An 18,765-nucleotide genomic window follows, 5' to 3' on the forward strand; every position below is an offset into this window, starting at 1 on the left:
GGGACTTGTGGTGATATTGAGGGCCTCATCGCGGGTAAGCCCGGCTCCCACAGTTGGGATGCGTTGTTCCTGACAATGCATCCCAACTGTGGGAGCCGGGCTTGCTCGCGAAGGGCGCGCCTCGGTTTATTTACCCAGTGAAATCTTGGGCGCCCAGGTCAGCCATTCCTCTTCAAACTTGTCGAACAGCGGGAAGGTTTGCTGCGGCCGAGCGGCATTGCCCATGCGCTCGCCGTCGGGCGTGGCGAAGGCGATGCCACCGGCCACCAATGTTTCCAGGGATTCGGTCCGCACCGTCGCGCCTTTGAACAGGCCGAAGTCGAGGCCAAAGCCGCTGGAGTTCCAGAAGCGGCTGCCGCTGCGCACGAGCGGCGCGTACTTGGGTTCGATCAGGATGTGGATCAATACGCGGTCGGCGGTCTGGCCCAGCTCGTAGCCGGTGACTTTGCCCACGGTGACTTCGCGATACGTGACGGGTACGCCTTCCTTCAGCGAGCCACGGCGTGCGGCGCTGAGCGTCAGGCGCAGGCCCGCTTCCTGGCGGACGGCCTCAGGGGGCTGCTCCAGCGCAACGAAGCTCTTTTGTGGGCCGGCGTTTTTGGCAGCCGGTTGCACTTCGATGTACTGCCCGGTGACCAGGGTTTCCAGGTTGGAGGTTTTCATCAGGCCCAGCTCAGGCTTGACCACCCAGAATTGGCTGCCAACGCGTGCAATACGATCGGCTACCTGGGTGATACGTGCGCTGAGCAGCACCGACTGCATGTCGGCACTGAGGTCGACGCGTTCAATCTTGCCCACGTCCAGGCCTTTGACACGCACCGGCGTGCCAGGGCGCATGCCGTCGGCGCGGTCAACTTTGATGGTCACCAAGGTGCCGTGCTGGTTGGCGGCTTCGCGGTCGGCGAACAGGCGGAAACGCGGGATGCGCTTTTTCAGCGGGACGTTTGGCTCCGGCGTTTCAAAGGCAATACCGCCGGCCATCAGACTCGCCAGGGATTCACTCTTGACCTGGATACCGCCGGTGAGACCGCCGGTCAGGGTCACGCCGCTGGCATTCCAGAAGCGCGTCGAGCCGTTGACCAGGTTTTCGTATTCCTTCTCGATGTGGACGCCGATTACCAATTGCTTGTTCTTGCGCGAGAATTGGTAACTCTGTACCGAGCCGACCTTGACCTGCTTGTAGAGGATGGGGCTGCCAACGTCCAGGGAACCGAGGTTATCGGTCAGCAGCACCATGTGCAGGCCTGGGGAGCGCAGGTCCAGGGGCGGCGCCTTGGCGCGGGCGACGTACTCACGTTGTGGAGCGGTGCCTTTGTCGCCGGGACGAATGGCGATGTAGTTACCCTTGACCAAGGCTTCAAGCCCGGTGATCCCGGCCAGGGAAATAGACGGTTTGACCACCCAGAATTGAGTGTCCTGGACCAGGTAATCTTCGGCCAGGGGGTCTAGGGTCAGCTCTGCGTTGGCGCTAGAAAGGTCGGGGTTGATCTTCAGGGTTTTCAGGCTGCCGACCTGAATGCCTTTGTACATCACTGGCGTGCGGCCGGCCTGCAGGCCTTCGAAGTCGGTGAGTTTGACCTTGACCCGGATACCCGCCGCGGCTGCGTCAAAATCTTCGTACAGACGGAAAGGCAGGCTCGGATCGGTCGGCGGACTGTCCTTGCGGTTCTCCGGCGTGGCGAAGGCGATGCCGCCGGCTACGATGCTGGAGAGTGATTCGCTACGTACTTTTACACCGGAGAGGTTGGCGTCGATGCTGATGCCGCTGGCGTTCCAGAAACGCGTGTGTTTGCGTACCAGGCTGGCGTAGGTCGGTTCGATATAGAGCTTGATCTCGACGGTGCTCTGGTCTTCGGAGAGCAGGTAGCTTTTAACCTGACCCACCTGGATTTGCTTGTAGAACACTGGGCTGCCACGGTTGAGCGAACCAAGGCGATCAGCCTTGACGGTCAGGTGCAATCCGGGCTTTGCATCGGACAACGGTGGCTCTTCGGAGAGCGCCTTAAACTTGCGCGTGGGTTCACCGTCGCCGGGGCTGGCGGCGATGTAGTTACCCGATACCAGGGTTTCCAGACCGGTTATACCTGCGAGAGTGACGCTCGGCTTGACCAGCCAGAAGCGCGTGTTGGTCTTGAGGTATTGTTCGACGTCCTTGTTCATCTCGATGGTGGCGATGACTCCGCGGTTGTTACCTTCATCATCCAGGGCCAGGGCCTTGACCTTGCCCACCGGCATGCCTTTGTAGACCACTTCGGTCTTGTTGACCTGGATGCCTTCACCGCTCTCAAAACGCACTTGAATATCGATGCCCTGCTGGGAATAGGCGCGCCACCCCAGCCACCCGCCAATGATCAGGGCAATCAGGGGCAACACCCAAATGGCCGACCAATTGGAGGCTGGGCGGGTTTTAGCTCTAGGCAAATCACTCATGGTCGTCGTCCGACTCCGTATTATCCCAAATCAGTCGGGGATCAAAAGTTACTGCGGCGAGCATCGTCAAGATCACCACACTGGCGAACGCCGCAGCGCCGAGATTGGCCTCGACACTGGCAAGTCGCCCAAAGTTAACAACCGCCACCAGGATGGCGATCACGAAGATATCCAGCATGGACCAGCGGCCAATGAATTCGATAAAGCGGTACATCACAATGCGTTGTTGCGCCGACAGCGGTTGGTGACGCTGCACCGAGAACAGTAGCAGACCGATGCCCACCAGCTTGAACGTCGGCACCAGGATACTGGCGATGAACACGACGGCAGCAATGGGGAACATACCGTGCTGCACCAATTGGATCACACCCGCCATGATGGTACTGGGTTCCCCTTGCCCAAGTGAGTTGACGGTCATGATCGGCAGCAGGTTGGCAGGGATGTACAAGATGGCTGCGGTGATCAGCAGCGCCCAGGTGCGGGTGAGGCTGTTGGGGCGACGGGCATGAATCAGCGCACCACATCGGGTGCAGGTCTGCTCATCGCTATCGGTGTCTTGTTTGTTCAGTTCGTGACATTCGGTACAAACCAGAATGCCTGCATCAATCGCCCGCATGATCATCCTCTCCTGACAGCGCTTGCCAGATCTGGTGCGGCGACATCACCACTTCTAGTAATACCTGAAGCATTAACAAGCTGACAAAGCAGACCAGGCCCAGGCCGAGTGTAATGGAGGCCATGTCGGCGAGTTTTACGATCGCCACCAGTACGCCCATCAGGTACACCTCCAACATCCCCCAATCTTTCATGTGATGGTAGATGCGGTATAGCAGCAGTCCATAACTGCGCCCGATGTTCCAACGGATGCTGAGCAACACAGCCAGTTGACAAAGCAGCTTGAGCAATGGAATGCCCATACTGCACAGGAACACCACGGCGGCGACGCCTTGCATGCCGGTATCGAACAGACCGACTACGCCGGTCCATACGGTGTCTTCGGAGGACTGCCCGAGCAAGTTGAGCTGCATGATGGGCAGAAAGTTCGCAGGGATGTACAACAGCAATGCGGCCAACACCAAGGCAAGGCTTCGCTCAACGACATTATGACGGTGTGCGTAAAGTTCGTAGCCGCAACGCGGGCATTGAGCTTTTTCGCCAAGGGCGAGCACTGGTTTGCGCATCAGCAAGTCGCACTCATGGCAAGCCACCAGGTCGTCCAGTGCTAAATCCGACACCTCAAGGGCATCAACCGGATCGGGCATAAGTAGGGCTCTGACTCTAAAAAAAGATTAGGTGCGTATTCTAGTGGTCTGGTTCAGAAATAACTGTGCAGATTTGTTGGGCACGGTGGGCTGATTGGATTTCCGACCGCCCAAAACAAAACCCCATCTGCTTTCGCAAATGGGGTTTCGGAATTTAATCTTGACGATGACCTACTCTCACATGGGGAAACCCCACACTACCATCGGCGATGCATCGTTTCACTGCTGAGTTCGGGATGGGATCAGGTGGTTCCAATGCTCTATGGTCGTCAAGAAATTCGGGTACTGAGTCGTGACCAGATGGCCTCGCTTCAGCAAATTGGGTATGTGACAGCTTTCGGTGTTTTGTGAGCGTCGAACTTTCGGTTCATCTCGTCTTCACACACCGCAATCTGATGCTCGTTAGAGTCGTCAAATTGCTTGGGTGTTATATGGTCAAGCCTCACGGGCAATTAGTATTGGTTAGCTCAACGCCTCACAGCGCTTACACACCCAACCTATCAACGTCGTAGTCTTCGACGGCCCTTCAGGGAACTCAAGGTTCCAGTGAGATCTCATCTTGAGGCTAGTTTCCCGCTTAGATGCTTTCAGCGGTTATCTATTCCGAACATAGCTACCCGGCAATGCCACTGGCGTGACAACCGGAACACCAGAGGTTCGTCCACTCCGGTCCTCTCGTACTAGGAGCAGCCCCTCTCAAATCTCAAACGTCCACGGCAGATAGGGACCGAACTGTCTCACGACGTTCTAAACCCAGCTCGCGTACCACTTTAAATGGCGAACAGCCATACCCTTGGGACCGGCTTCAGCCCCAGGATGTGATGAGCCGACATCGAGGTGCCAAACACCGCCGTCGATATGAACTCTTGGGCGGTATCAGCCTGTTATCCCCGGAGTACCTTTTATCCGTTGAGCGATGGCCCTTCCATACAGAACCACCGGATCACTAAGACCTACTTTCGTACCTGCTCGACGTGTCTGTCTCGCAGTCAAGCGCGCTTTTGCCTTTATACTCTACGACCGATTTCCGACCGGTCTGAGCGCACCTTCGTACTCCTCCGTTACTCTTTAGGAGGAGACCGCCCCAGTCAAACTACCCACCATACACTGTCCTCGATCCGGATAACGGACCTGAGTTAGAACCTCAAAGTTGCCAGGGTGGTATTTCAAGGTTGGCTCCACGCGAACTGGCGTCCACGCTTCAAAGCCTCCCACCTATCCTACACAAGCAAATTCAAAGTCCAGTGCAAAGCTATAGTAAAGGTTCACGGGGTCTTTCCGTCTAGCCGCGGATACACTGCATCTTCACAGCGATTTCAATTTCACTGAGTCTCGGGTGGAGACAGCGCCGCCATCGTTACGCCATTCGTGCAGGTCGGAACTTACCCGACAAGGAATTTCGCTACCTTAGGACCGTTATAGTTACGGCCGCCGTTTACCGGGGCTTCGATCAAGAGCTTCGCGTTAGCTAACCCCATCAATTAACCTTCCGGCACCGGGCAGGCGTCACACCCTATACGTCCACTTTCGTGTTTGCAGAGTGCTGTGTTTTTAATAAACAGTCGCAGCGGCCTGGTATCTTCGACCGGCATGAGCTTACGGAGCAAGTCCTTCACCCTCACCGGCGCACCTTCTCCCGAAGTTACGGTGCCATTTTGCCTAGTTCCTTCACCCGAGTTCTCTCAAGCGCCTTGGTATTCTCTACCCAACCACCTGTGTCGGTTTGGGGTACGGTTCCTGGTTACCTGAAGCTTAGAAGCTTTTCTTGGAAGCATGGCATCAACCACTTCGTCGTCTAAAAGACGACTCGTCATCAGCTCTCGGCCTTAAGATCCCGGATTTACCTAAGATCTCAGCCTACCACCTTAAACTTGGACAACCAACGCCAAGCTGGCCTAGCCTTCTCCGTCCCTCCATCGCAATAACCAGAAGTACAGGAATATTAACCTGTTTTCCATCGACTACGCTTTTCAGCCTCGCCTTAGGGACCGACTAACCCTGCGTCGATTAACGTTGCGCAGGAAACCTTGGTCTTTCGGCGTGGGTGTTTTTCACACCCATTGTCGTTACTCATGTCAGCATTCGCACTTCTGATACCTCCAGCAAGCTTCTCAACTCACCTTCACAGGCTTACAGAACGCTCCTCTACCGCATCACTTGCGTGATACCCGTAGCTTCGGTGTATGGTTTGAGCCCCGTTACATCTTCCGCGCAGGCCGACTCGACTAGTGAGCTATTACGCTTTCTTTAAAGGGTGGCTGCTTCTAAGCCAACCTCCTAGCTGTCTAAGCCTTCCCACATCGTTTCCCACTTAACCATAACTTTGGGACCTTAGCTGACGGTCTGGGTTGTTTCCCTTTTCACGACGGACGTTAGCACCCGCCGTGTGTCTCCCATGCTCGGCACTTGTAGGTATTCGGAGTTTGCATCGGTTTGGTAAGTCGGGATGACCCCCTAGCCGAAACAGTGCTCTACCCCCTACAGTGATACATGAGGCGCTACCTAAATAGCTTTCGAGGAGAACCAGCTATCTCCGAGCTTGATTAGCCTTTCACTCCGATCCACAGGTCATCCGCTAACTTTTCAACGGTAGTCGGTTCGGTCCTCCAGTTAGTGTTACCCAACCTTCAACCTGCCCATGGATAGATCGCCCGGTTTCGGGTCTATTCCCAGCGACTAGACGCCCTATTAAGACTCGCTTTCGCTACGCCTCCCCTATTCGGTTAAGCTCGCCACTGAAAATAAGTCGCTGACCCATTATACAAAAGGTACGCAGTCACCCAACAAAGTGGGCTCCCACTGCTTGTACGCATACGGTTTCAGGATCTATTTCACTCCCCTCTCCGGGGTTCTTTTCGCCTTTCCCTCACGGTACTAGTTCACTATCGGTCAGTCAGTAGTATTTAGCCTTGGAGGATGGTCCCCCCATATTCAGACAAAGTTTCTCGTGCTCCGTCCTACTCGATTTCATGACTAAGAGATTTTCGCGTACAGGGCTATCACCCACTATGGCCGCACTTTCCAGAGCGTTCCGCTAATCTCAAAGCCACTTAAGGGCTAGTCCCCGTTCGCTCGCCACTACTAAGGGAATCTCGGTTGATTTCTTTTCCTCAGGGTACTTAGATGTTTCAGTTCCCCTGGTTCGCTCCATACACCTATGTATTCAGTGTAAGGTAACCATCTTATGATGGCTGGGTTCCCCCATTCAGACATCTCCGGATCAAAGTCTGTTTGCCGACTCCCCGAAGCTTTTCGCAGGCTACCACGTCTTTCATCGCCTCTGACTGCCAAGGCATCCACCGTATGCGCTTCTTCACTTGACCATATAACCCCAAGCAATCTGGTTATACTGTGAAGACAACATTCGCCGAAAATTCGAATTTCTCGTTAAGAGAACTCACAAATTTTACCTTAGCCTGATCCGTTACCAGTGAAAGTAACGTTCAGTCTATCTTTCTATCACATACCCAAATTTTTAAAGAACGATCTAATCAAAGACTAGAAATCAATATTCACTTCAGAATATTCATTTCTAAACTCTAACAGCAGAAGCAGTTAATGGTGGAGCCAAACGGGATCGAACCGTTGACCTCCTGCGTGCAAGGCAGGCGCTCTCCCAGCTGAGCTATGGCCCCATAACAAAATTGGTGGGTCTGGGCAGATTCGAACTGCCGACCTCACCCTTATCAGGGGTGCGCTCTAACCAACTGAGCTACAGACCCAATTTCGAGCGCAACTGATTAGCTTTGAGCTATCAGCTTGGAGCTTAAAGCTGCTTCTATCGTCTTCTTCAATGAATCAAGCAATTCGTGTGGGAACTTATGGAGCAGCTGATGTCGTCGATTAAGGAGGTGATCCAGCCGCAGGTTCCCCTACGGCTACCTTGTTACGACTTCACCCCAGTCATGAATCACACCGTGGTAACCGTCCTCCCGAAGGTTAGACTAGCTACTTCTGGTGCAACCCACTCCCATGGTGTGACGGGCGGTGTGTACAAGGCCCGGGAACGTATTCACCGCGACATTCTGATTCGCGATTACTAGCGATTCCGACTTCACGCAGTCGAGTTGCAGACTGCGATCCGGACTACGATCGGTTTTGTGGGATTAGCTCCACCTCGCGGCTTGGCAACCCTCTGTACCGACCATTGTAGCACGTGTGTAGCCCAGGCCGTAAGGGCCATGATGACTTGACGTCATCCCCACCTTCCTCCGGTTTGTCACCGGCAGTCTCCTTAGAGTGCCCACCATGACGTGCTGGTAACTAAGGACAAGGGTTGCGCTCGTTACGGGACTTAACCCAACATCTCACGACACGAGCTGACGACAGCCATGCAGCACCTGTCTCAATGTTCCCGAAGGCACCAATCCATCTCTGGAAAGTTCATTGGATGTCAAGGCCTGGTAAGGTTCTTCGCGTTGCTTCGAATTAAACCACATGCTCCACCGCTTGTGCGGGCCCCCGTCAATTCATTTGAGTTTTAACCTTGCGGCCGTACTCCCCAGGCGGTCAACTTAATGCGTTAGCTGCGCCACTAAGAGCTCAAGGCTCCCAACGGCTAGTTGACATCGTTTACGGCGTGGACTACCAGGGTATCTAATCCTGTTTGCTCCCCACGCTTTCGCACCTCAGTGTCAGTGTTGGTCCAGGTGGTCGCCTTCGCCACTGGTGTTCCTTCCTATATCTACGCATTTCACCGCTACACAGGAAATTCCACCACCCTCTACCACACTCTAGTCAGTCAGTTTTGAATGCAGTTCCCAGGTTGAGCCCGGGGATTTCACATCCAACTTAACAAACCACCTACGCGCGCTTTACGCCCAGTAATTCCGATTAACGCTTGCACCCTCTGTATTACCGCGGCTGCTGGCACAGAGTTAGCCGGTGCTTATTCTGTCGGTAACGTCAAAATTGCAGAGTATTAATCTACAACCCTTCCTCCCAACTTAAAGTGCTTTACAATCCGAAGACCTTCTTCACACACGCGGCATGGCTGGATCAGGCTTTCGCCCATTGTCCAATATTCCCCACTGCTGCCTCCCGTAGGAGTCTGGACCGTGTCTCAGTTCCAGTGTGACTGATCATCCTCTCAGACCAGTTACGGATCGTTGCCTTGGTGAGCCATTACCTCACCAACTAGCTAATCCGACCTAGGCTCATCTGATAGCGCAAGGCCCGAAGGTCCCCTGCTTTCTCCCGTAGGACGTATGCGGTATTAGCGTCCGTTTCCGAACGTTATCCCCCACTACCAGGCAGATTCCTAGGCATTACTCACCCGTCCGCCGCTCTCAAGAGAAGCAAGCTTCTCTCTACCGCTCGACTTGCATGTGTTAGGCCTGCCGCCAGCGTTCAATCTGAGCCATGATCAAACTCTTCAGTTCAAACATCTTTGGGTTTTTAAGAAACCCTAAACTTGGCTCAGCAATCGTTGGTTACATCTTTGATTTCTCGCGGAGTAACTTGTGATGCTGATAATCTTGTTGACTATCAGTCTGACCCCACAAGCACCCACACGAATTGCTTGATTCAGTTGTTAAAGAGCGGTTGGTTAAGATCTTTCATCTCAACCGAGGCGCGCATTCTACAGCAGCCTCATTTGCTGTCAAGTGATTATTTTCAGAAGTTTTCGAAGAATTCTTCAACAACTTCAACCACTTGCGCTTCCGATCTCTCGTTAGCGGGAGGCGAATTCTACAGCGTTACACGCTGCTGTCAACACCTCTTTTTCTCCGCTTTCGACCGAGAAGATCGAAACGTTAATAGAGCCAAACAACACCGCTCTACCAACTCCTTCCGGGCTTCGATGAACCGAAGCAGGCCGCTGTCGAATCTCGCATAACTCTTTGTTTACCAAGGAGTTTTCCGTTTCGACTGCGCCGGAAGTGGGGCGAATTATAGACTTCCAGGATCTGCCGTCAACTGCTTTTTTCGCATTTCTGTCATATCGGTCAAAAAAGCCCGGAAACGAAGAAGCCGGCCCCAAAGGGGCCGGCTTCCCGGCAAAGCTTAAAGACTCGGGAACGCAAATTGTGACGCTTCATGACTGGCCCGTTGCGGCCAGCGCTGGGTAATCGCCTTGCGACGCGTATAGAAACGCACCCCATCCGGCCCATAGGCATGCAGGTCGCCAAACAGCGAACGTTTCCAGCCACCAAAGCTGTGATACGCCACCGGCACCGGCAGTGGAACGTTGACGCCCACCATGCCCACTTCGATCTCATCACAAAACAGACGCGCCGCTTCGCCGTCACGGGTGAAGATGCAGGTGCCGTTGCCGTATTCATGATCGTTGATCAGTTGCATCGCCGCTTCCAGGCTATCGACCCGAACCACACACAACACCGGCCCGAAGATCTCTTCCTTATAGATGCGCATCTCCGGCGTCACACGATCAAACAGGCTGCCACCGAGGAAGAAACCCTGTTCATGCCCGGCGACACTCAAGCCGCGACCATCGACGACCAACTTCGCGCCCGCCGCCACACCGTCTTCTATATAGCCACTGACCTTGTCACGCGCCTGGCCAGTCACCAGCGGCCCCATATCCAGGCCGCAAGACGTGCCCGCGCCGATCTTCAGCGCCTTGACCTGCGGCACCAGCTTGGCAATCAACGCATCCGCCACCTGGTCGCCCACGCACACCGCAACCGAAATCGCCATGCAACGCTCACCGCAGGAACCATACGCCGCACCCATCAATGCGCTCACGGCGTTATCCAGATCCGCATCCGGCATCAGCACCGCGTGGTTCTTCGCCCCGCCCAGCGCCTGCACGCGTTTGCCGCGCTTGGTCGCTTCGGAATAAATGTATTCGGCAATCGGCGTCGAGCCCACGAAACTCAGTGCTTTTACTTCCGGCGCTTCGATCAATGCATCCACCGCGCCCTTGTCACCATGGACCACGCTCAACACACCTTTGGGCAAACCCGCTTCCTGCAGCAACTGTGCAATCAGCAGCGTCGAACTTGGATCGCGCTCCGAAGGTTTCAGGATGAAACAGTTACCGCAGACAATCGCCAACGGGTACATCCACAGGGGCACCATCGCCGGGAAGTTGAACGGCGTAATACCCGCCACCACACCCAACGGCTGGAAATCCGACCAGGCATCAATGTTCGGTCCTACGTTACGGCTGTATTCGCCCTTCAGAATTTCCGGCGCCGAGCACGCGTACTCTACGTTTTCGATGCCGCGCTTCAATTCACCCGCGGCATCTTCCAGGGTCTTGCCGTGCTCTTCGCTGATCAACTGCGAGATACGCGCTTCGTTCTGCTCCAGCAATTGCTTGAAACGGAACATCACCTGGGCGCGCTTGGCCGCCGGCGTATTGCGCCAGGCAGGGAAAGCGGTCTTGGCCGAGTCGATCGCTTGCTGGATGGTTTCACGGCTGGCCAACGGCACCTGGCGGATCACCTGGCCGGTGGACGGGTTGTACACGTCGGCGCTGCGACCGCTGTCGTTGACCAACTCACCGTTGATCAAATGCTGGATACGGCTCATGCAGGGCTCCTGAAAGGTTGTTCTATATAGAAGGAGAAATCAGTCGATCTTGTTCAGCACTTCGCCGACCGCATCGAACAGGCGATCCAGGTCCTGCGGCTTGCTGTTAAAGGTTGGCCCGAACTGCAGGGTGTCACCGCCGAAGCGCACGTAGAAGCCGGCTTTCCACAAGGCCATGCCGGCCTCGAATGGACGCACGATCGCATCACCGTCACGCGGGGTGATCTGGATCGCACCGGCCAGCCCATAGTTGCGAATGTCGATCACGTTCTTGCTGCCTTTCAATCCGTGCAGCGCATTCTCAAAGTGCGGCGCGACTTCGGCGACGCTCTGCACCAGGTTTTCCTTCTGCAACAGGTCCAGTGCCGCCAGTCCAGCCGCGCAGGCCACCGGGTGCGCCGAATAGGTGTAGCCGTGGGGGAATTCCACCGCGTACTCCGGCGTCGCCTGGTTCATGAACGTCTGATAGATCTCGCTGCTGGCGATCACCGCGCCCATTGGAATCGCGCCGTTGGTGACTTGCTTGGCGATGCACATCAGGTCTGGGGTCACGCCAAAGCTGTCGGCACCGAACATCGAGCCGGTGCGGCCGAAGCCGGTGATCACTTCGTCGAACACCAGCAGAATGTTGTGCTGATCGCAGATTTCACGCAGACGCTTGAGATAACCCTGCGGCGGCACCAGCACGCCAGCAGACCCGGCCATTGGCTCGACAAACACCGCAGCAATATTCGATGCATCGTGCAACTCGATCAGCTTGAGCAGTTCGTCGGCCAGCGCGATACCGCCCTGCTCCGGCATCCCACGGGAGAAGGCATTGCTCGCCAGCAGCGTATGCGGCAGATGGTCGACATCCATCATCGCCTGACCAAACATCTTACGGTTGCCGTTGACGCCGCCCAGGCTGGTGCCGGCGATATTCACACCATGATAACCACGGGCGCGACCGATCATCTTGGTCTTGGTAGCCTGGCCTTTCAGGCGCCAGTACGCACGCACCATCTTCACCGCAGTATCGGCGCACTCGGAGCCGGAGTCGGTGAAGAACACATGGTTCAGGTTGCCAGGGGTCAGGTCGGTGATCTTTTCGGCCAGCTGGAAGGACAGCGGATGACCGTATTGGAAGCCAGGCGAGTAGTCCAACGTTCCCAATTGCTTGGCGACCGCCTCCTGGATTTCCTTGCGCGTATGCCCGGCGCCGCATGTCCACAGGCCAGACAACGAATCATACACCTTGCGCCCCTTGTCATCGGTCAACCAGCTACCTTGGGCGGCCACGATCAGGCGTGGGTCACGCTGGAAGTTACGGTTGGCGGTGTACGGCATCCAGTGCGCATCCAACTTCAATTGGCTGGCCAGGGACGATGGGGCGTTTTCGGGCATGTTCATCAGCAAAACCTCGCAGGGCAACAGGCAGCGTCGGGATTGAAAAAGCGTTGTTGCGGCTAAATTGCCACGACGATAAAGTCGGTGAAATTCAACTCTTCTAACCTTCAGTCAGGCCTTGACTAAACTATGAGCAGCCGTCGACCCGATCCACTGGCCCAAGTCAGCGACTTCGATATCCGCTTGCTGCGTATCTTTCGCAGTGTGGTGGAGTGCGGCGGCTTTTCAGCGGCGGAAACCGTGTTGGGCATAGGCCGCTCCGCCATCAGCCAGCAAATGAGTGACCTCGAACAGCGCCTCGGACTCAGGCTGTGCCAGCGCGGCCGCGCCGGTTTCTCCCTGACCGAAGAGGGCCGCGAGGTCTACCAGTCGGCCCTGCAGCTCTTGAGTGCCCTGGAAAGCTTCCGCACTGAGGTCAACGGCCTGCATCAGCATTTACGCGGCGAATTGATCATCGGCCTCACCGACAACCTTGTCACCCTGCCCCACATGCGCATCACCCATGCGCTCGCGCAGTTGAAGGAGCGCGGCCCGGACGTGCAGATCCAGATCCGTATGATCGCCCCCAACGAAGTCGAGCAAGGCGTACTTGATGGCCGCCTGCATGTTGGCGTGGTGCCCCAGGCCAGCGCCCTGTCGGGGCTGGAGTACCAGCCGCTGTACAGCGAGCGTTCGTTGCTCTACTGCGCCGTCGGCCACCCGCTATTCTATGCCGACGACAAGCAACTGGATGACGCGCGCATCGACGCCCAGGACGCCATCGCCCCGACGTTCCGTTTGCCCGCCGAGATCCAGGCCCACTACCAGGCGCTCAACTGCACCGCCAGCGCCTCCGACCGCGAAGGCATGGCATTTCTGATTCTCACTGGCCGCTACATTGGCTACCTGCCTGATCACTACGCCAGCCTCTGGGTACAACAAGGCCGACTGCGCGCGCTGAAACCGGCTACACGGTTTTACGATTTAAGCCTCGCATCGGTCACGCGCAAGGGCCGTCGCCCCCATTTGGTGCTGGAAAGCTTCCTCGAAAGCTTGGCAACTACACGCTAACTCGGGACTCAGGCAAAAAGTTGAGCAACTGGACAGTTTTTTGCAAGCGCACAAGGACCTAGAACCGTCCGACCCGAGTTTGCCCGCCATGCCACCAGAATCCTCAAGCCCCAGCGACCTGCTCTACGGCCTCAATGACCGCCCAAAACCTGCCCCGGCTTTCCTGGCTGCTCTGCAACATGTACTGGCGGCCTTTGTCGGGATCATCACCCCGCCCTTGATCATCGGTTCCACACTGGGCCTCACGGCGTATTTGCCCTACCTGATCAGCATGGCGCTGATGGTTTCCGGTGCGGGCACCTTCATCCAGGCGCGCAGGCCATTTGGTATCGGCGCCGGGATGATCTGCCTGCAGGGCACCAGCTTCGCGTTTCTTGGCGCGGTGTTGTCGGCGGGCTTCCTGGTGAAACAACGCGGTGGCAGCCCGGAAGACATCATGGCGATGATCTTTGGGGTGTGCTTTTTCGGTGCCGTGGTGCAGATTGTGCTCAGCCGCTTTATTGGCCAACTGCGCCGCGTCATCACGCCGTTGGTGACCGGGATCGTGATTACCCTGATCGGTATCAGCCTGATCAAAGTCGGCATCACTGACCTCGGCGGCGGTTTCAACGCCCCCGACTTCGGCGCCCCCACCAACCTGGCACTGGGTCTGTTCGTGGTGTTGACGATCATTCTGCTCAACCGCTCCAACACACCCTGGGTGCGCCTCTCGGCAATCATCATCGGCCTGGCGCTCGGCAGCCTGGCCGCCTGGTTCAGCGGCAAACTCGTGCCTCAAGCCTTGCCGGACCTGCCTCTGGTCAGCCTGCCGATGCCCTTTCGCTTCGGTTTCAATTTCGACTGGAGCGCTTTCCTGCCGATCGCGCTGATTTATCTGATCAGCAGCATCGAAACCGTCGGCGACCTCACCGCCAACTGCATGATTGCCCGCCAACCGATTAGCGGGCCCTCTTATATAAGTCGGCTCAAGGGCGGCGTACTCGGCGATGGCGTCAGCTGCATGATCGCCGCCACATTCAGCGCCTTCCCCAACACCACCTTCGCCCAGAACAACGGCGTGATCCAACTCACTGGCGTGGCCAGCCGCTACGTCGGCCTGTACATCGGCGTGGTGCTGTTTTGCCTCGGCTTGTTTCCGTTGATCGGTGCGGTGCTGCAGCAAATCCCCAAGCCGGTGCTGGGCGGTGCGACCCTGGTGATGTTCGGCAGCGTGGCCGCCGCCGGCGTGCGCATTCTTGCCCAGGCACCGCTGGACCGGCGCAGCATGCTGATCATCGCCACCTCATTTGGCGTTGGCCTGGGCATCGCCGCCCAGCCGAACCTGCTGCACCTGATGCCGACACTGGTGCAGAACCTGTTTGACTCCGCCATTACAAGCGGAGGGCTGACCGCCATCGTGTTGTGCCTGCTGCTCCCCGAAAGCAAAGCCACTACCGCTGACGCAGACAAAGTGCCGGAAAGCGACAGCCTGGAACCGCTTTGACGGTTTTATTGCATCAGGACTTGTCTGAGGCGTGAGGGTGGGTTATCTGTGCACACGTCGTCTCCATCGATCAGCACGGAAACCTCCATGAGCCTCGAAGTTCCTGCCCATAGCAACCACGCCAGCAAGCCGGCCAGCCGCATTCGGCAAAAGAACGAACAAGCGATTCTCCAGGCTGCTGAAGACGAATTCGCGCGCCATGGCTACAAAGGCACCAGCATGAACACCATTGCTGCCAGCGCCGGGCTGCCGAAGGCCAACTTGCATTATTACTTCACCAATAAGTTGGGCCTGTATGTGGCGGTGCTCAGCAATATCCTCGAGCTGTGGGACAGCACCTTCAACGCGCTGACCGCCGAGGACGACCCGGCTGTGGCCCTCACTCGGTATATCCGCACCAAGATGGAGTTCTCGCGGCGCCAACCCCAGGCCTCGCGGATCTTCGCCATGGAAATCATCAGCGGCGGCGAATGCCTCACCGAATATTTCGGCCAGGACTACCGCGCCTGGTTCAGTGGCCGGGCAGCGGTGTTCCAGGCCTGGATCGACACCGGCAAGATGGACCCCGTCGACCCGGTGCACCTGATCTTTCTGCTGTGGGGCAGCACCCAGCATTACGCCGACTTCGCTACCCAGATCTGCCGCGTGACCGGTCGCACCAAACTGACCAAGCAGGACATGGAAGACGCCGGCACCAACCTGATCCAAATCATTCTCAAGGGCTGCGGCATCAAGCCGGCCCAATAAACGAAGCGACTTATGCCTTTCACGCTGACCGGCCTTTGCGAGTTTCGCGAAGAAATACGCAAAAGCCGCTTTATCACGCTCGCCGCCCCGATCACCAGCCCGTTGGATGCGCAGGCGTTTTTCGAGCAGCACAGCGACCTGAACGCCACCCACAACTGCTGGGCCTGGAAGCTGGCCGACCAGTACCGCAGCAATGACGACGGTGAGCCCGGAGGCACCGCCGGGCGCCCGATTCTGGCGGCCATCGAAGCGCAGGGCTTTGATCAGGTCGCGGTGCTGGTGATTCGCTGGTACGGCGGTATCCAGTTGGGCACCGGCGGACTCGCCCGTGCCTACGGCGGCGGCGCGAATAAGTGCCTGCAGAATGCCGAGCGCATTGAACTGATCAGCCGCGTCGCCTTGAGTTGCGCCTGTGGGTTCGCCGAGCTGAACCTGGTGAAACTGCGGGTTGTCGAACTGGGCGGGCTGGTGCTGCAAGAAGCCTTCACCGCCAACGGCGTCGAGTTGCAACTCGCCTTGGGTGAGGCGCATATCGACACCCTGCAAACCCAGCTGGCCGACCTGAGCCGTGGGCGCATCCTGCTCCAACGCTGAAACTGCTTATGTGATCTCCCTGAACCGCGACGCTTAAAGGAAGCTTTCATGTCTACGCCAAAAACCGCATTGATCATCGGCGCCTCCCGCGGGCTGGGCCTTGGCCTGGTCAAGCAACTGCTTCAGGATGGCTGGGACGTCACCGCCACCGTGCGCGACCCAGGCAAGGCCGATGCCCTCAAAGCCGTCGGCCCGGTCCAGATCGAGAAACTCGACATGGACGATCAGCAAGCCGTGATCGCCCTGAACCAGCGCCTAAAGGACCGCACCTTCGACCTGCTGTTCGTCAACGCCGGCGTCAAGGGCCCCGCCAATCAGGAGCCGGGGCACGCCACTCTCGCGGAGGTCGGCCAACTGTTCTTCACCAACGCCGTGGCGCCGATCAACCTGGCCCAGCGCTTTGTCGGGCAGATCCGCAAGGACAGCGGCGTACTGGCCTTCATGAGTTCGGTTTTGGGCAGCGTGGCCATCCCGGACGGTTCCGATATGGCCCTGTACAAGGCCAGCAAGGCGGCACTCAACTCCATGACCAACAGCTTTGTCACCCAACTGGGCGACCATAAGCTCACCGTGTTGTCGCTGCATCCGGGCTGGGTGAAGACCGACATGGGCGGCGAAAACGCGCACATTGATGTCGACACCAGCGTGCGCGGCCTGGTGGATCAGGTGAATGCCTACACCGGCAAAGGCGGCCATCACTTCATCGATTACAAAGGCGACACCATCGCCTGGTAACCCGCGCCCTACCGTAGGAGCGAGCTTGCTCGCGAAGAACCGCCAGGCACCGCGTTAAACCAGACAGCTCGCGTTATCGTTGACGATCTTCGCGAGCAAGCTCGCTCCTACAAAGGTAGACTCCCGCCTGCGCCCTTACCGGCGACCCTGGATCAGCAGACAGGGCAACACTGAGCTGGCAAACCTGAACCCATCATTCAGAGGAGCCGGCCAATGCCTGCGACCCGTATCTGGTTAAAAAACCCCCTCGCGATTTTCACTGCCAACGGCCTCGACGCACGTGGTGGCTTGGTGCTGCAAGACGGTGTCATCACCGAAGTGCTGGGCTGGGGGCGCGAACCTGCCGTGCCTTGCGGCCAGGTGTTCGATGCTCGCGAACATGTGGTCCTTCCGGGCCTGATCAACACGCACCATCATTTCTATCAAACCCTGACCCGCGCCTGGGCGCCGGTGGTCAACCAGCCGTTATTCCCCTGGTTGAAAACCCTGTACCCCGTCTGGGCGCGGCTGACGCCGGAAAAACTAGCCCTGGCGTCGAAGGTCGCACTCGCAGAATTGCTGCTGTCCGGCTGCACCACGGCGGCGGACCACCACTATCTGTTCCCGGATGGCCTGGAAAACGCCATTGATGTGCAAGTCCAGAGCGTGCGCGAATTGGGCATGCGCGCCATGCTTACCCGCGGCTCCATGAGCCTGGGCGAAGCTGACGGCGGCCTGCCACCGCAGCAGACCGTGCAACAGGGCCAGGTCATCCTCGACGACAGCCAACGCCTGATCCGCGAATACCACCAGCGCGGCGACGGCGCGCAGATCCAGATCGCCCTGGCGCCCTGCTCGCCGTTCTCGGTCACCCCGCAAATCATGCAAGCCAGCGCCGAACTGGCCGACCGCCTGGATGTGCGCCTGCACACTCACCTGGCGGAAACCCTCGACGAGGAAGACTTCTGCCTGCAACGCTTCGGCCTGCGTACCGTGGACTACCTGGACAGCGTCGGCTGGCTCGGGCCACGCACCTGGCTGGCCCATGGCATTCACTTCAACCCGGATGAAATCGCGCGCCTGGGCGCCGCGGGCACCGGCATCTGCCATTGCCCAAGCTCGAACATGCGCCTCGCGTCCGGCATTTGCCCCACCCTGGACCTACTCGCGGCGGGCGCGCCTATCGGCCTGGGCGTGGACGGCTCCGCCTCCAACGATGCCTCCAACATGATCCTTGAAGCACGCCAGGCCCTGTACATTCAGCGCCTGCGTTACGGCGCGCAAAAGATCACCCCCGAAGGCGTGCTCGGCTGGGCGACCAAAGGTTCGGCGCAGTTGCTGGGGCGTACGGATATTGGTGAATTGGCCGTCGGCAAACAGGCCGACCTGGCGTTGTTCAAACTCGATGAGTTGCGTTTCTCCGGTAGCCATGATCCGATCTCGGCGCTGCTGCTGTGTGGCGCGGATCGAGCCGATCGGGTGATGATCGCTGGCAAGTGGCGCGTGATCGACGGCCAAGTGGAAGGTCTGGACTTGAAAGGCTTGATTGCCGATCACAGCCAGGCGGCACGGCAACTGATCGCCGGGACCTGAGCCATA

Annotated in this window: 11 protein-coding genes, 2 tRNA genes and 3 rRNA genes; 6 read left to right on the forward strand and 10 right to left on the reverse strand. The window is 57.5% G+C overall.

The genetic code is table 11. The annotated features are described in order from the left end of the window. Window positions 1-126: 126 nt before the first annotated feature. The 10 genes from KVG91_RS02050 to KVG91_RS02095 form a co-directional block, all read right to left on the reverse strand. A complete protein-coding gene (locus tag KVG91_RS02050; RefSeq protein ID WP_169377524.1) occupies window positions 127-2,430 on the reverse strand; it encodes a PqiB family protein in 2,304 nt (767 codons plus the stop codon). Beyond that, on the reverse strand, window positions 2,423-3,046 hold the full coding sequence (locus KVG91_RS02055; RefSeq protein ID WP_076951019.1) for a paraquat-inducible protein A: 624 nt from the start codon (window positions 3,044-3,046) through the stop codon (window positions 2,423-2,425). Before KVG91_RS02055 ends, KVG91_RS02050 begins: the two co-directional genes overlap by 8 nt. Further along, on the reverse strand, window positions 3,033-3,692 hold the full coding sequence (locus tag KVG91_RS02060) for a paraquat-inducible protein A (protein WP_169377525.1): 660 nt from the start codon (window positions 3,690-3,692) through the stop codon (window positions 3,033-3,035). The genes KVG91_RS02055 and KVG91_RS02060 overlap by 14 nt, the downstream gene beginning before the upstream one ends. 158 nt (window positions 3,693-3,850) lie before the next feature. Beyond that, a 5S ribosomal RNA gene (gene rrf, locus KVG91_RS02065) occupies window positions 3,851-3,966 on the reverse strand. 157 nt (window positions 3,967-4,123) lie between these two features. Next, window positions 4,124-7,015 (reverse strand): 23S ribosomal RNA (locus KVG91_RS02070). A gap of 236 nt (window positions 7,016-7,251) precedes the next feature. Beyond that, window positions 7,252-7,327 (reverse strand) — tRNA-Ala (locus KVG91_RS02075). A gap of 10 nt (window positions 7,328-7,337) precedes the next feature. After that, window positions 7,338-7,414: transfer RNA gene (locus KVG91_RS02080), tRNA-Ile, on the reverse strand. Window positions 7,415-7,536: 122 nt separating this feature from the next. Further along, window positions 7,537-9,073, reverse strand: a 16S ribosomal RNA gene (locus tag KVG91_RS02085). Together the 16S, 23S and 5S rRNA genes with 2 tRNA genes alongside form the textbook arrangement of a ribosomal RNA operon. A 625-nt stretch (window positions 9,074-9,698) precedes the next feature. After that, the gene (locus tag KVG91_RS02090; protein ID WP_169377152.1) at window positions 9,699-11,192 is read right to left on the reverse strand and encodes a CoA-acylating methylmalonate-semialdehyde dehydrogenase; all 1,494 of its coding nucleotides are present in this window, start codon (window positions 11,190-11,192) and stop codon (window positions 9,699-9,701) included. 39 nt (window positions 11,193-11,231) lie between these two features. After that, the gene (locus tag KVG91_RS02095) at window positions 11,232-12,581 is read right to left on the reverse strand and encodes an aspartate aminotransferase family protein (protein WP_169377153.1); all 1,350 of its coding nucleotides are present in this window, start codon (window positions 12,579-12,581) and stop codon (window positions 11,232-11,234) included. A 126-nt stretch (window positions 12,582-12,707) separates the two neighbouring features. Here KVG91_RS02095 and KVG91_RS02100 point away from each other — a divergent pair, with 126 nt between their 5' ends. The 6 genes from KVG91_RS02100 (at window position 12,708) to KVG91_RS02125 (ending at window position 18,759) form a co-directional block, all read left to right on the forward strand. Continuing rightward, on the forward strand, window positions 12,708-13,628 hold the full coding sequence (locus KVG91_RS02100) for a LysR family transcriptional regulator (RefSeq protein WP_169377154.1): 921 nt from the start codon (window positions 12,708-12,710) through the stop codon (window positions 13,626-13,628). Window positions 13,629-13,716: 88 nt separating this feature from the next. Further along, the gene (locus KVG91_RS02105; protein ID WP_169377155.1) at window positions 13,717-15,111 is read left to right on the forward strand and encodes a uracil-xanthine permease family protein; all 1,395 of its coding nucleotides are present in this window, start codon (window positions 13,717-13,719) and stop codon (window positions 15,109-15,111) included. A gap of 87 nt (window positions 15,112-15,198) precedes the next feature. Further along, entirely contained in the window at window positions 15,199-15,858 is a 660-nt protein-coding gene (locus tag KVG91_RS02110) for a TetR/AcrR family transcriptional regulator (RefSeq protein WP_169377156.1), read from the forward strand. 12 nt (window positions 15,859-15,870) lie between these two features. Then, on the forward strand, window positions 15,871-16,452 hold the full coding sequence (locus KVG91_RS02115) for an IMPACT family protein (RefSeq protein ID WP_169377157.1): 582 nt from the start codon (window positions 15,871-15,873) through the stop codon (window positions 16,450-16,452). Between the two features lie 48 nt (window positions 16,453-16,500). Then, window positions 16,501-17,187: an SDR family oxidoreductase gene (locus tag KVG91_RS02120; RefSeq protein ID WP_169377158.1), complete on the forward strand. Its 687-nt coding sequence runs from the start codon at window positions 16,501-16,503 to the stop codon at window positions 17,185-17,187. A 213-nt stretch (window positions 17,188-17,400) separates the two neighbouring features. Next, the gene (locus KVG91_RS02125; RefSeq protein WP_169377159.1) at window positions 17,401-18,759 is read left to right on the forward strand and encodes an 8-oxoguanine deaminase; all 1,359 of its coding nucleotides are present in this window, start codon (window positions 17,401-17,403) and stop codon (window positions 18,757-18,759) included. Window positions 18,760-18,765: the final 6 nt, after the last annotated feature.

The sequence above is a fragment of the Pseudomonas azadiae genome, from assembly GCF_019145355.1.
GTDB classification, from domain to species: domain Bacteria; phylum Pseudomonadota; class Gammaproteobacteria; order Pseudomonadales; family Pseudomonadaceae; genus Aquipseudomonas; species Aquipseudomonas azadiae.